The sequence below is a fragment of the Halogranum amylolyticum genome (assembly GCF_900110465.1).
In the GTDB taxonomy this organism is placed as follows: Archaea; Halobacteriota; Halobacteria; order Halobacteriales; family Haloferacaceae; genus Halogranum; species Halogranum amylolyticum.
Window position 1 is genome coordinate 1 of record NZ_FODV01000046.1, and the last position, 12,343, is coordinate 12,343.

Annotated in this window: 13 protein-coding genes and 4 pseudogenes; 14 read left to right on the forward strand and 3 right to left on the reverse strand. The window is 58.0% G+C overall.

What is annotated here, in order from left to right:
* Positions 1–112: 112 nt before the first annotated feature.
* A pseudogene (locus BSG17_RS26610) lies at positions 113–273 on the reverse strand (ISH3 family transposase); the annotation flags it as partial.
* Between the two features lie 46 nt (positions 274–319).
* On the opposite strand from BSG17_RS26610, the pseudogene BSG17_RS28855 reads away from it, so the two are divergent.
* A pseudogene (locus BSG17_RS28855) lies at positions 320–400 on the forward strand (DUF7342 family protein); the annotation flags it as partial.
* A gap of 147 nt (positions 401–547) precedes the next feature.
* On the opposite strand, the gene BSG17_RS25430 reads toward BSG17_RS28855, so the two are convergent.
* Positions 548–766, reverse strand: a complete 219-nt coding sequence (locus BSG17_RS25430; RefSeq protein WP_089827155.1) for a hypothetical protein — start codon at positions 764–766, stop codon at positions 548–550.
* A 330-nt stretch (positions 767–1,096) separates the two neighbouring features.
* On the opposite strand from BSG17_RS25430, the gene BSG17_RS26620 reads away from it, so the two are divergent.
* From BSG17_RS26620 to BSG17_RS26625, 7 genes are all read left to right on the forward strand, one after another.
* Complete coding sequence (locus tag BSG17_RS26620; RefSeq protein WP_139246791.1) at positions 1,097–1,858, forward strand: hypothetical protein; 762 nt, start codon at positions 1,097–1,099, stop codon at positions 1,856–1,858.
* 296 nt (positions 1,859–2,154) lie between these two features.
* Positions 2,155–2,748 (forward strand): winged helix-turn-helix domain-containing protein, encoded by a 594-nt coding sequence (locus BSG17_RS25440; RefSeq protein ID WP_089827867.1) that lies wholly within the window; start codon positions 2,155–2,157, stop codon positions 2,746–2,748.
* Entirely contained in the window at positions 2,745–3,245 is a 501-nt protein-coding gene (locus BSG17_RS25445) for a PIN domain-containing protein (RefSeq protein ID WP_089827868.1), read from the forward strand. Before BSG17_RS25440 ends, BSG17_RS25445 begins: the two co-directional genes overlap by 4 nt.
* Before the next feature lie 598 nt (positions 3,246–3,843).
* Positions 3,844–4,740: an SOSS complex subunit B family protein gene (locus BSG17_RS25450; RefSeq protein WP_089827869.1), complete on the forward strand. Its 897-nt coding sequence runs from the start codon at positions 3,844–3,846 to the stop codon at positions 4,738–4,740.
* Positions 4,741–4,976: 236 nt separating this feature from the next.
* Entirely contained in the window at positions 4,977–6,176 is a 1,200-nt protein-coding gene (locus BSG17_RS25455) for an outer membrane protein assembly factor BamB family protein (RefSeq protein ID WP_170864942.1), read from the forward strand.
* Positions 6,173–6,718 (forward strand): hypothetical protein, encoded by a 546-nt coding sequence (locus BSG17_RS25460; protein ID WP_089827871.1) that lies wholly within the window; start codon positions 6,173–6,175, stop codon positions 6,716–6,718. The genes BSG17_RS25455 and BSG17_RS25460 overlap by 4 nt, the downstream gene beginning before the upstream one ends.
* A gap of 243 nt (positions 6,719–6,961) precedes the next feature.
* Positions 6,962–7,363, forward strand: coding sequence for a hypothetical protein (locus BSG17_RS26625; protein WP_139246792.1), 402 nt, complete (start codon positions 6,962–6,964; stop codon positions 7,361–7,363).
* Positions 7,364–7,546: 183 nt separating this feature from the next.
* Here the strand turns inward: BSG17_RS26625 and BSG17_RS25465 are convergent, their stop codons facing one another.
* The gene (locus BSG17_RS25465) at positions 7,547–7,939 is read right to left on the reverse strand and encodes a hypothetical protein (RefSeq protein WP_089827872.1); all 393 of its coding nucleotides are present in this window, start codon (positions 7,937–7,939) and stop codon (positions 7,547–7,549) included.
* A 283-nt stretch (positions 7,940–8,222) separates the two neighbouring features.
* On the opposite strand from BSG17_RS25465, the pseudogene BSG17_RS25470 reads away from it, so the two are divergent.
* The 6 genes and pseudogenes from BSG17_RS25470 to BSG17_RS26630 form a co-directional block, all read left to right on the forward strand.
* Positions 8,223–9,183: pseudogene (locus BSG17_RS25470) on the forward strand (transcription initiation factor IIB).
* Positions 9,184–9,280: 97 nt separating this feature from the next.
* Complete coding sequence (locus BSG17_RS25475; RefSeq protein ID WP_089828152.1) at positions 9,281–10,153, forward strand: biosurfactant protein 1; 873 nt, start codon at positions 9,281–9,283, stop codon at positions 10,151–10,153.
* 461 nt (positions 10,154–10,614) lie between these two features.
* Positions 10,615–10,929: a toxin-antitoxin system TumE family protein gene (locus tag BSG17_RS25480; protein ID WP_089828153.1), complete on the forward strand. Its 315-nt coding sequence runs from the start codon at positions 10,615–10,617 to the stop codon at positions 10,927–10,929.
* Between the two features lie 29 nt (positions 10,930–10,958).
* Positions 10,959–11,378, forward strand: a complete 420-nt coding sequence (locus BSG17_RS25485) for an HVO_A0114 family putative DNA-binding protein (protein ID WP_089828154.1) — start codon at positions 10,959–10,961, stop codon at positions 11,376–11,378.
* A gap of 145 nt (positions 11,379–11,523) precedes the next feature.
* A complete protein-coding gene (locus BSG17_RS25490) occupies positions 11,524–11,928 on the forward strand; it encodes a hypothetical protein (protein ID WP_089828155.1) in 405 nt (134 codons plus the stop codon).
* 293 nt (positions 11,929–12,221) lie between these two features.
* Positions 12,222–12,343, forward strand: a pseudogene (locus BSG17_RS26630) (IS110 family transposase); the annotation flags it as partial.

A 12,343-nucleotide genomic window follows, 5' to 3' on the forward strand; every position in this document is an offset into this window, starting at 1 on the left:
ATAGTGAGTAAGAGAAGTATTGCAACTACGAATCCATCGATTCGTACTCCAAAAGGGTCGGAACGGGCGCTTACAATTGGCCTACTCCCAGGACTTAGCTTGCGAACTAAGTGTCAAGGCCGTCGAGGAGGCCAAGAAACTCTGCGAGGACACTGCTGGCGGTGTCGCCGTCTGGAGACGGCACACCGCCAGGGTGTAGCGTTTGTTCTTCACGCGTGCGTAGAGTGTGGCGGAGGCGTGGAATGCAGTTGTTCCACGTTTCGCTTGCGAGTTCGCTGTGAGGACGAACGAAGATGTCATTAGATACACAAGATCAGGAGTGTACAATAGCGAGTCTCCAGACGGTCCACCACCGTTCGATGACGCGTTTCGTGGTGACGACGTCGAGCAGCGCGTCTATCCTCCAGACTCGTGAACGTCTCATGCTCGCCCGAGAGCTTAGGAAACAGTGGAGTTAACCAACGGAAATTGCACAATTCCGGTACTGTTGGTTAACAGGATGGCAAGCGCTCAATGTCTCGATTTTTATGGCCCTTGTCGGGACGCGTCACGGAGTGAGTCGGAGCCCGTTCGTCGATTCATAGACGTACCCCTTCAGCAACAACTGCTCGAGAAGGTCCTCCGCCTCTGGCCGCTCGAAGCCACCATCAGTGAGGAGATCGACAGCTGCGTCGTGCGTAATCGTCCCGTCCTCATCGCTCCCCTGCGTGATCAGTTCCAGCGCAGTTTGCTGTGACGGCGTCAACGGGGTTGACGAATGCCGCATTATTCGTGTCTCTGTCGGCGACCACCGAGACTGTTGGGGTTGTGTCGACTTCGTGGGCTTCTGTTTGTTGTGTGAGCCCGGCGTCACTGATTCTTCATCCTCGATGTCGGATTGTCTCATATCAGACAATATATACTGGCAAGACACGAAGTCTGACCAGATTTCGATTCCCTCCAACCAACACGACGACTGGGAGAGTGAATACTGATGAGACGCCGTAGGGTGCTCACATCGCTAGCGTGTGGGGCAAGCATGCTGGCTGGATGTGCAACTCGCGAGAGAGACAACCGCAGTCCGGTCTCAACGTCTCAACCCACACCGCCACCAGATGTGACGACATTCACCGAGACGAAACCACTCCCCGAACCGAGTGACGTGTCTAACCGTGCAGTTGCTCAATCGTTCGTTGAGACATACGAACAGCGCTACGTGTATAACGAACTTGTCGGCGGATTCGGGAGCTCAGGTGTAGCGACGAAGATTACGGTTGAGCCAGCGCGTGTCGCTGTCGTCCACACGACTGACTCGGGGTACTACGTGTTGTCCTCCTGTCGGGGATCCGCACGCTACTTCGACCCAGATGGATCGCCAAGTAGCGCAACCCGTAACGCTTCGAGTGTTGCCCACTTCGTGAGCGATGAACTACACCGGCGAATCCCGTTCAATGCCTATCGGTGTGAGCAGCCTGTCGTTCAGACAGCCACTGTGAACAACAGCGACGAGCCACTCGCCCGGTTGCAGATCTACGACTTCGAGACTAAGCCCGATTACGAAGACCTTGAGCAGGGTGGACGAACAGTCGACGTCACCGTCCGGAACGCCGACGAGGAGGTCATCCTCGAGCAAGCATATCAAACATCGCTTCCGTTGACGGTCCAGCCCGCAGTCACCGAGACACCGGGGTCGTATACACTCGCTGCCTCACTTGCCGATGGGCCGACGGTTCAGTATGAGTGGGACCTCTCAACATCGGGTACTCCCAGCTGGTGGGCACTCTGTCTAGTAATCACGGCTGGTGGCACGTTGGCTATCGAACGGTGGTACCCAAATGAGGAGGTTGGCGTGCCGCCGAATGGCGTCTGTAGACACTAGCGTGAGAAGTTCCCACCTTGTCGACGTATTCGGAGCGTTTGTTCGCTTCCGTATCAAGTCTGGAGCGATCATCGTCAACCCATCTTGCTGACGTTCTGTTGCGAGGTGTCGAACCGATAAATGAATTACTTCGCCATTTTGCAACGGTCAATCGGTGGCCCAACTGAGACGGCCCACCGAGACTGTTGGAGTTGTACTGACTCAGATCCGCCCCAAGAACATCATCTCGAGCCAACAACTGTTACCCAAACATTCTTTATTGATTCGCTGTAAACTGTAATCACTACAGAAACCCCATGTCACGCACCTCAAAGCAGAACACAGGTGACATCGTCCGCGACTTTCTCTCGGTTGCGGATCTTCTCGAAGAGCCACAGCTGGCTCAGTTGTATGCATATCTCGCCCGCAGTGACGAGACATCTGTCAAAGACGTCATGGACGCACTCGACCTCGCACAGGGGACAGCCTACACCTACGTCAACCGGCTTGTTGATGCTGGCGTCGTCGAGGTGACCCGCGATGAGCAACCCCGGCTGTACACTGCTCGCCCGATTAACCTGACCGTGACTGCTGATGGCGACCGTGAGTACACGATTACGCCGGCGCTGATCGATGCGGTCGGTCGTCGTGAAACCAACGGCGACATCGACACCTACATCGACCGTCACGGAGTTGCTGGCCTCGCGACGGCACTCTCCTACGCTGTCGCCCGTGAGCGCGGTGAGGTGACGCACCGCCTCATGGCCCGTGACCTCGATATCTCGCCACTCGCAGCCGAGATTGTCCTGCAGGCGCTCCGGCCCGTGGTTCTCGAACACTTCGATGTCGAAACGTCGGGTGCGTCACTCGCGGATATCGAAGGCGTTGACGAGGACGTCGACGACGCGTGACTGCGATTCATATCGCAGATACCGGCTTGTTCGTCTCGATGGGCCAACCGTCGAACCGTCGGTATCAGGCTGTGCGCCGGTTTGCACGGCGCAACGATATTACGTTTGTCCTCCCCGAGCGAGTGTACGAGGAGCTGACCGTCAACGCTTCTGAGCCCGAGACACCGCCGATCGATACGGCAATCGAGGAAGGGTGGTCACAGGTTGCAGCGTCACTGGATTACTCGCATGGAGTGGTCTCACGAACGATGGACGGCGTCCAGCGGTACATCGCGAACGCGGATGATCGCCCAGCCGACGAAATCGAGCGTGCCGACCCAGCGTTGGCAGGCGTCGCCGCTCACGCGTTCGTCGACGGGACTGCGGATCAAGCGTATATCTACACGACAGATACCGCTGCTGGCGAGGGAGCAGAGGCCGTCCTCGCTAGTGAGGGGTATGGCGACTCGGTGACGTACGTGAACGGCTTCCGCTTCATCGATGATTTGCTCGAGTAGCCGACTTACAGGTGGGTATCCTCTCTATCTAGCAACAGTTGTGAGCAAGACACTCCGAAAGCCCCCGGACGCTCGACGGCTGCGCCTCGCTGTGGTCCTCGCTCCGCTGTGGTCCTTACGTCGGCTCGCTCGCCGAGCGCCCGGCCCCTTTCACTCCCACCCGGTGTGGGGTGGTTAGCGTCGCTTCATCACTGTCTGTCAGGTGTGATGACTCGGTACGCCCGCTCGCCGTCCGGTCAGCCGGCCGCGCACGCTCGGCTCACGCTGTTCGCCTCGGCACGCCGCGGGACTCCCGGTGGTCGTCCCGCGCGTCGTTCGCTTCTCCCGAAGCGCCAGCGGGTTAGTCAGTCGACGCCTGCGCGCCAGTAGGTGCTCGTCGTCGACGAGACTAACTCCGCTGGCCACTCGGGCCAGCCTGTCCGGCGCGCGTGCTTGTCTGTGTCCGCTGTATAGGCGCGCTCTCGCTCGCTCCCGATGGTCGCTCACGAAGGCGCGAGCGAGAGCGCGCGAAGAGTGAGTTGGTCGTTGTGGACAGCCACGGCTGGAGAGTCGTGGTGTCGGAAGAAGACGCCGAGTGAGCGCCTTCAAGGTTTCAGCAATGTCGAGTAACAACGCAAGCGGAAAAGTCGTTTCGGTGGATGAGCAGGCATTCGAAAACGCGGACGAAGCGGAAGTCGACGAGGACGGCTTCGAGGTCGTCGATGAGACGCCGGAATTCAGAGCGACGGTGCAGATGGAAGTGCAAGCAAAGGTGGATGCGAACCACCCGGACGGAATCGTCGACAGTAGCGACGAGCGCATCTACGGGGCGACCCTCGAACAGGAAGAGCGCATTCGAGGCCGCGAGGAAGAGCTGGAGCGCATCAGTGCCAGAGCGACGTTCGGAACGCAAGCGGGACGAGAAGAGCGGTCACGAGTTGTGGCGGCGAAACGAAGTTCGGAGCGACGGACGACGTTCCAGAAGCGAGCGGCGAGCGTGGATGTGTGGGCTGACCCAGAGCGAGCAGATCCGCGTGAAGAACTGTCCCAGGAGCAGTTGGCGGCGGTGAACACCCAGGCGGTGCGATTGAGCGAGAAACTCGATGGTTGGTCGCGAGCGGCGATTGGGCGGCGACTCGGTGAGGCCGTCGTCGGTGGCAAGGACATGATGAGCGCGGTCGTCAGTGTGTTCGAGGAGTTGCAGACGGCGCCGGGACAGGTGGTTCCGATTGGGAAGCTTGCGGACGTCAATCGCAAAGAGGTGCGTATCGAAGGACGTGTCGAGACACTGTGGGTTCCCTCGCATCCGAGTATCGCTCAAGTGGGTCTCATCGCCGATGACAGTGGAAAAACCAGAGTGACGGTCTGGAAGGCGTCGAATGCACCCCTGATGGACGAGGGTGAGCAGGTGCGCATCGATGGCGCGGCGCGAAACTGGTACGAAGGGCGCGTTTCACTGGCCGTCACTGGGTGGTCGAGTCTCACCTTCCCTGAGCGCGGTCGGTGGTGGGAATAGCCGGACAACGTGGCTTTCTTTTTTGCTACGTGCCCGTTCGCCCGCTTCCCGCCGCCCCACCCAACCTCCACGTTCCGGGCGGCTCGCGAGCCGCCGGGCTTTCGCTATTGTTTGGTGGTGGGTTCGTTCCGTAAAGTGCTCTTGGACGATTCTGAGTCGGAACTCACCGTGAGAGGTTCGCGATGACAGCCGGAAGGAAGCCAACGACTAAGCAGACACTCTGTTATGTCGCTATCATGAGTGCCCTCCAATTGAACCGCCGCGCAGTACTCGCCAGCGCCGGGGCGGTGTTCGGACTGGGGAGTCTCACCCAGCTGAGCACGTCGACGTCGCCACCAGTAGAAGGGTCGTGGCCGCTCGGTCGAGGCAATCCAGAGAACACGGCCTATACGACCGACAGCGGGCCAACAGACTCGGTGAGTGTCTCATGGCGGTACGACAAGCATCTCAGCTCTGTCAAAGCTCCAGTCATCACAGACGGGACGGTCTATCTCGGATTCCACGACGAGGTATCCGCGTTCGTTGCACTGGACGCAGCAACTGGCGCCGAGCAGTGGCGTACCAAACTCGGTGACGGGTCAGCGGTCGACTTCCCAGATGCGGCTGCCGCTGTCGTAGACGATCTTGTTCTCGCTCCGTTTGGGAACCACCTGTTCGCGTTCGATCGCGAGAACGGAGAGATCCAGTGGGAGCGGCAATTTGAGGACGAAATCGATGCTTCGACTGTTGTCGACGGTGTCGCTTACTTCGTCATCAGAGGCAGTGGTGTCCTCATCGCGCTTGACAGCAAGACAGGTGAGACGAGGTGGGAACAGTCAATCGGAGCGTGGGCCGACGGTGCAGTCGCCGTCTCCGAGAACCGGGCGTACGCAGTCGCCACGACGGAGGACGAAACCGGTGCAGTCGTCGCCCTCGATACGACGACTGGCGAAAAACACTGGCAGTATACGAGTTCACACCGGTTCGCGGGGACGCCGGCCGTCGCAGAAGGGACTGTCTACGTCAGCGACGCCCGCGGTATCCACGCGATTTCGAGTGAGGATGGCTCCCGTCGCTGGCGGTTCGAGGGCCGGCCGATCGAAGACCACGAATGGGGGAATTTCAGTTACGATGGGTCTGCCCCTGCAGTCGCCAACGGGACGGTCTATACCGGTGCGGCCGATGAGCGCGTGTACGCACTTGACGCCGACTCCGGTGAGAAACGCTGGGAATTCTGGACGTGGAACAATGTGACCGGCGAACCCATTGTCACGGAGGACGCAGTCTATGTCGGGAGTGACGATTCACTCATCTACGCACTCGACGTTAAGACGGGGAAACGGCATTGGGAGTTCGACACCACGGGACGCATTAGAGGAACTGGTGGAGCAGTTGTCGACGGCCGACTGTACATCTCGACGTTCTCCGATGGGCTCTATGTCTTGGAGGAAGCATGAATCGCCGTTCGTTCATTGGTGTACTTGCGGGAAGTCTCACTGCCACGGCGGGCTGTCTCGGTGGATCAGGTGTGACGGGGTCAAGCGCCGAGCACATTGAACCGCGCCGGAACCGCGAGCAACGGCCGACTATCGTCGCATTCGACGAAGCTGAGAGTGCTATTTACATCACCGGCCACATGGCCTACGGGTCGAGTAGTTGTAACAAGGTCGGGATTGCGTCGACGGCGTACGATGCGGAGACGAACTCGCTCCGTGTCGTCATGGAATCGCAATCCGAGAATTCGATTCCCTTCCTCCCGTTCGCCTGTACCGCAGACATGGCCGCAACGTGGTACCGTGCGACTGTCCAATTCGCGGGTGAGTTGCCACAGAAGGTGACCGTCGTCGAACAGCGTGGCTCCAACGAGGACGTACGGGTGGTTAACCGCCGTGAGCAACATCAGCTATGTACTACGGATCATCCTCCAGATTCGACCGAAGCGAAGGAAGCACACTGGACCTGTCCCGAACAGTATGTGGCGAACTCTACGAACCAGTAGTCGGGCAGACGGGCGATTTGACAACCAGTGTTGGGGCGAGCCCTACGGTAGGCAGTTGCTCAATCTGTGACTTCTAGCCGCCATCGATGACGTTTCAGTTGTCGTGCTGTAATAGAACGTGCGAGTCTTTCAGACCAGAGCAGATCGGATTACCTGCTTGGAAACCACCCGAGACGAGAGCGTACGTATCCTCTCGTTGATACTTCCACAAAGCATATTTTCACTGAATAGGTTGCCAGTTGTATGAATCGTGTTCCACAGAATCAAACAGTCCCTCAATTGAATCGTCTCGGAGGAATACTGATTGTATTCGCACTGGTAACTGTCATCATTTCCTACCCACCGCCCGCTACCGGAATCAGGCCTCTTTTCGGCTTTGGGAATCTGTTCCTGCCGCTCTTCATCGCAGCAGGTTCGCTTGTGATCGCCACCGTCGGTGGCATACTTCTTGCTCGTAACATTGCGAGTGCACAAACAGAACGGGGCCGACGACTCGCTATCAGCGCCTTGATACCAGCTAGTGCTGTGGCTGTTGTTGGTGCGTACCTCGCTGTTGTAGCTGGGTTTGACCCGAGTACTCCCATCATCATCGGCGTCTTGACAATCGCAGCTGTAGGTGGCTTAATAAGCGAGCTTGTCAATTGAACGTCCGCACCGTATCTGTTGATGTGCTGGTTTCACCCTCGATATTCAGCACGCGGCATCTGACAGCGTTCGGTGAGGTTTCTGTGGCCGTGCTGAACTCACAGCGCATATGCAGCACGCGAGGGGGCGCGAACCTGCGGGAGACAGTTCGTTAGATACAGTGCGTGTATCGGTCAAAACCAATCAGTTGGTTCTCTCTGTGAACTCGCTTTCAAACCACCATGAGACGATTCCCAAGAGTCCGAGTATGCTGATTAGGATGTACATCCCGTTCTGGCTTCCAAGATTATCATTCCACATCTCTCCATCAGCGAATGCTGGAGTTGGATTGTATGCCAGTTGATTTACTGCCATCAAGCTAGCGAGAATGATGAACATCGTTGCATTCCACTTCGTGAGACGCTCGCCGTGGCGTGTGAGCAGGAGCATACCGTATAGTAGCGCGACCACTCCCAGCCCGAACATTATCTCTTCACCTAAGATTCGAGAGAACCCTCCCATTGACCCAAGAATAGAGTAGCCACCAGTGCAGATGGCGATAAATCCACTCACTTGCCGGAACGTGGCGGGTTCCATACCGTTTTCATCCGAGAAGTGCCCTTGCTATAGGTCTTTCAATGAGCGGGGTTGCTGAGAGTGACCGAGTACTGCTAGACTCGCACGAACTTCCTAACAGATGGTTCAGGGCTGCGTGTCTGAAATAAACAGATTCGTCGTGCTGAATACACCCTCTAAGTTCAGCACGCACCTTCTGTCAGACTCTGAGGAGTTCGACGAGACCGCAGTGTTGTTTTTCTGCCCCTGAGGGGTGAGGGGCGCAAAGAGATTCGCGATTCGTCTAGTGTCCCTCGTGAGTACCATGGCAACGAGAGATATCTACGAGACGACCTTCGACGAAGACGTCCAGTGTGAATCCAGTTCGAACACCTGTCCCGAATGCAACGGCCACGTGGCGACCAACGCAGTAGAAACAGTCTGTGAAGACTGTGGACTCGTCATCGCAGACCAGCAGATCGACCACGGCCCCGAGTGGCGCTCGTTCGAAGACGACGATAGCAACCGTGAACGGACGGGCGCTCCACTCACGGCGGCCCGTCACGACCGAGGGTTGTCGACCACGATTGGGCGCAGAACCGATGGGAAGGGGAGGGAGCACGCTCTCTGGGTCGAAACGACGTCAGCTCGCCCGGATACGGCGTGAACACAGTCGTAGCCGGTTCCAATCGAAAGCTGAGCGGAACCTCGCACACGGGTTAGGTGAGGTTCGAAGAGTCGCAAGCGCTCTCGGACTTGGAGGTTCAGTTCGCAACCAAGCGTGTCAGCTCTTCCGGAGTGCCCAACGCGAGGATCTCTTGCTTGGTCGGTCAATTGAAGCGATAGCCGCCGCCAGCGTCTACGGTGTCTGTCGGTGTCACGGGCGGCCAGTCGCCCGTGATGACCTCGTCGACGTTGCTCGAGTTGATCACTCGAGTATCACGAACGCGTACAAAACACTCAACAGAGAACTGGGACTCCCGACACAGCCCGTCGCTCCACAATCGCTCATTCCGAAGCTCGCCTCGGAACTCAATGTCAATTCACAGGTTCGTCGTCGAGCGCGGACGCTTGCCGAGCGTGCGCATGAGACGTCCATTACGAACGGCTATCAGCCGTCTGGGGTTGCTGCAGCCTGTCTCTATCTCGCCAGTCGTGAACACGGGCAGTCGTTGACACAGACACAGGTTGCAGCGGCCGCTGGAACGACGCCGACGACACTTCGAGCACGACGTGCAGAACTCGCCAAACAGATCGATGGGGAGGTTCGAGTTACATCGGCGTAGGGATTCTTCGGGTGAGGTCAGCGCCCACGGACAAGACCCATCTGCTGAGTCCGTCTCGATATTGAAGTACGATGCCGGGCGAAATCGAGACAAGCCGATGACTGACCACTACGCCGACTACGAAGCATTCCGTCCGGTGGGTGAAGCAACCCGGACGCCGGATCACGAACTCGATGCTCGTTTCGACGCGCAGGACAACGGGCGTTCCATCGCAGGCTACCTAGCCGAAGATCACCAGCGCGAGACCAACTGTTCCTCCTGTGGGACGTCGATTCCTCTGGACCAGCCAAAGTGCCGGTTCTGTCTCACCCACCATCTCGATCCATCGAACGAGCAGCGTCACTCGGATACCGAGCTGTCGCTCCTGCACGTCGTGCACCTGTTCGTCGAGTCGTCGACGTACTACGGCGCCGTCGCAAAAGGAGCCGCTGCAGCGAGACTGCTTGCAACGAACGGGACTGACCCCGCCGTCGATGAGTGCCAGCTGATCTACGACTTCGACGAGGAGCCTGCCGCACAGGTGACCGACGAATGGCCAGCCCTTCCTGCTGCAATGCGAGCCACCTCCGAATGCGGTAAGGAGACGCTTGCGGTCGCCCGTGAGCGGACGATTTGGGGAAGCACGACTCGTTCACCGACTGAACACGCGACGTACCTCTACGACGAAAGCGGGAGCACCATGCAGGATGAAGCGCACCTCTCGACACGCCTCGAGAACGCAGGCGATGACGGCTGGTTGGTGCCAGCGATTGCACTCCAACGCTCTCCCATAGAGACGCGTTCGGAGTCTCGGGAACATCGGGTACCAACGAAGACGCCGCTGCAGTGTTGGGAGTGTGACCGAGAGACGACACATCGGTTCTCGGCGTTCGAGGAAAGTCCCGACGACGGGTGGAGTGGACAGCCAATCTGGGAGTGTACTCTGTGTGGAGCACCGTGCTTTGGGCCTGAGCCGGGAGTGAGTCAGTAAGCTCACACAGAGCGATGTCGGGAGAATATTGGTTGCTGTCGGTCGCCTCTGAGAGATTTTATCCGCCCCCGAAGGGTGCGGGGCGCTAGAGATGATCGTCCCGTGACTAAACGATGAGAACAAAAGACACCATCAGTCAGGCACCTCTTAAGAGCAACCACCGTCTCCTCTCAGCAACACCGGATGTCAGATGAAATGCGTCGCACGGCAGGGTGTGGGTCGATGAAACGGCTAATCGCGCATATATTCGCTACTGACGAGACTGTTATCCACGAGTGTCGTCACTGTGGAACGACACTCAACAGCACCGACGACTCGTGTTCAGCGTGTGAGTCGGCCGACGTCGCGACCTATAAATTCTGACTCCTAGTGTGCTAACTACGACTTTGAGTACACTCGAAGCGTGTTGGATTCTAGCCCAACACACTTTTTCTGTTGGGAATCATCCCAACAGGTAACGGATGGGTCAGGAACTGACGCGTCGCTATACACACGTCGAAGCCGGACTCGTCGAAAACGTCGTCATCCGGCAAACAACCGATACAGATGCCTACCCATCCGGATGGAAGTACACACTTCACCTTGGAACACTCGAAGACCTCACGCTCATCCGGTACGACAATGCTCACGAGGATACGAAAGGCCACGAACACCATACCGCAGCTGGCGATACTGACGTCGAGTTTCCGGGTATGGAAGAACTCCTCGTCGAGTTCTGGGCCAGCGCTGACGAGTACTGGGATGCCATCGGGGGCAGCCCACCACGGTCGTACTGAAACACAATCACCACTCCAAAAAAACCACCATGACGACACTCCACATTACCGTCGGCGACCGAGCACAGCTCCGTGAGGACACCCTGCAGTTCGTCCAAGACACAGAGTCCAACGAGGGAACGACGGAAGATGACCGAGCAGTCCTTCAGTTCGGATCCTACGACGACCTCGTCGACAGCCTCACTCCACTGCGTCTCGAACTCATTCAAGCGATCGCAACAGAACACCCTTCAAGTATGCGTGAGGCAGCCCGACTCGTCGACCGCGACGTCTCTGATGTCCACGCGGACCTGAAACACCTGGAAGTGCTGGGTATCCTCGAACTCAAAGAAGGCGGTCCCGGTGGAGCGATTCAACCAGTCGTCCCCTTCGACAAGATCGAGATGCACATCGACTACCCGCTCCTCGATGACGTTGACGCAGACAGTACTCCCGCTAGCGCTGATTAGTCCACGAACCTGAAAAGGAGTGGAGTGACCACGTTCGAGAGGTCAAAGAGGCTCATTGAGGTCAGAACTCGGCAACGCTAAACGCCACGGGTTTTTTTCCACCCCCTGAAGGGTGCGGGGCACTCGAGAGGTGCCTCGTCAACCCATGACGAACGCATTTACACACCTTGATACAACCCGGAGAGTCGTCAAACGAGCCCAGTATGAGGCGTTCGAGTTCGAATGCTGTGATGGTGGTATTCGCGTCAGAAACTGCAGTCACGCCGAGCCAGCAGAGCACGAGTACCACGTCACCGTCGACGATGGAATTCCGGTGGCTTGTGAGTGTCCAGCCGACGCGAAGTACTCGTCGGCGTGTAAGTACCGTGTTGCAGTTGCGATTCGGACCCCACTCCTCGATGCCGCTGCAACGCAGGCAGTCGCCGACGGCGGAACCGTCGTAAGCGACGGCGACGCTGCGGAGACAGACGAGTGCGACTGTACAGACCTTGGCGACGGGTTTCCCTGCTGGGAGTGCTATCGAACGGGGAAGCGAACGCTGCCGGAGTAGTACCGACTCATGGCTCACGAAGCGAGCAGCTATCGGTCTATTTCTCCAAGTGGTGACAGAAGCGGCGTGCTGACTCGATGGAAATTCTGCTACCCATAGAGCGCGTGAACAAAGTATGGGGCGCAAGAGACCGACCTGAGTTCCGTGCCCGAGAGCACGTCGTGCTGACTGGTCCGAGTGCGTAGGAAGCCGAGACTTGGGCGAGACAGCCCGGATGCCGCGAGGCGCGGCATCCGGGAAAGCCCGCATAGGTGAATTTCTGTTCACGCACCGGCGTCCCGGAGGAACGAACCATGTACCTCGGAATCGACTTACACAAGCGGTACGCGCAAGTGGCAGTAATCGATCAGGCTGGTGAGCTTGTCGAAGAGGTTCGCGTCAAAAACGCGAACCTCGACGACCTCGCCCAGCGCTA

Excerpts from the sequence above, each read along its gene's own strand:
- BSG17_RS25480 (WP_089828153.1), top strand. The coding sequence starts at position 10,615 with ATGGGTCAGGAACTGACGCGTCGCTATACACACGTCGAAGCCGGACTC.
- BSG17_RS25465 (WP_089827872.1), bottom strand. The coding sequence starts at position 7,939 with ATGGAACCCGCCACGTTCCGGCAAGTGAGTGGATTTATCGCCATCTGC.
- BSG17_RS25475 (WP_089828152.1), top strand. The coding sequence starts at position 9,281 with ATGACTGACCACTACGCCGACTACGAAGCATTCCGTCCGGTGGGTGAA.
- BSG17_RS26625 (WP_139246792.1), top strand. The coding sequence starts at position 6,962 with ATGAATCGTGTTCCACAGAATCAAACAGTCCCTCAATTGAATCGTCTC.
- BSG17_RS25460 (WP_089827871.1), top strand. The coding sequence starts at position 6,173 with ATGAATCGCCGTTCGTTCATTGGTGTACTTGCGGGAAGTCTCACTGCC.
- BSG17_RS25490 (WP_089828155.1), top strand. The coding sequence starts at position 11,524 with ATGACGAACGCATTTACACACCTTGATACAACCCGGAGAGTCGTCAAA.
- BSG17_RS25430 (WP_089827155.1), bottom strand. The coding sequence starts at position 766 with ATGCGGCATTCGTCAACCCCGTTGACGCCGTCACAGCAAACTGCGCTG.
- BSG17_RS25450 (WP_089827869.1), top strand. The coding sequence starts at position 3,844 with ATGTCGAGTAACAACGCAAGCGGAAAAGTCGTTTCGGTGGATGAGCAG.
- BSG17_RS25485 (WP_089828154.1), top strand. The coding sequence starts at position 10,959 with ATGACGACACTCCACATTACCGTCGGCGACCGAGCACAGCTCCGTGAG.
- BSG17_RS25455 (WP_170864942.1), top strand. The coding sequence starts at position 4,977 with ATGAGTGCCCTCCAATTGAACCGCCGCGCAGTACTCGCCAGCGCCGGG.
- BSG17_RS25440 (WP_089827867.1), top strand. The coding sequence starts at position 2,155 with ATGTCACGCACCTCAAAGCAGAACACAGGTGACATCGTCCGCGACTTT.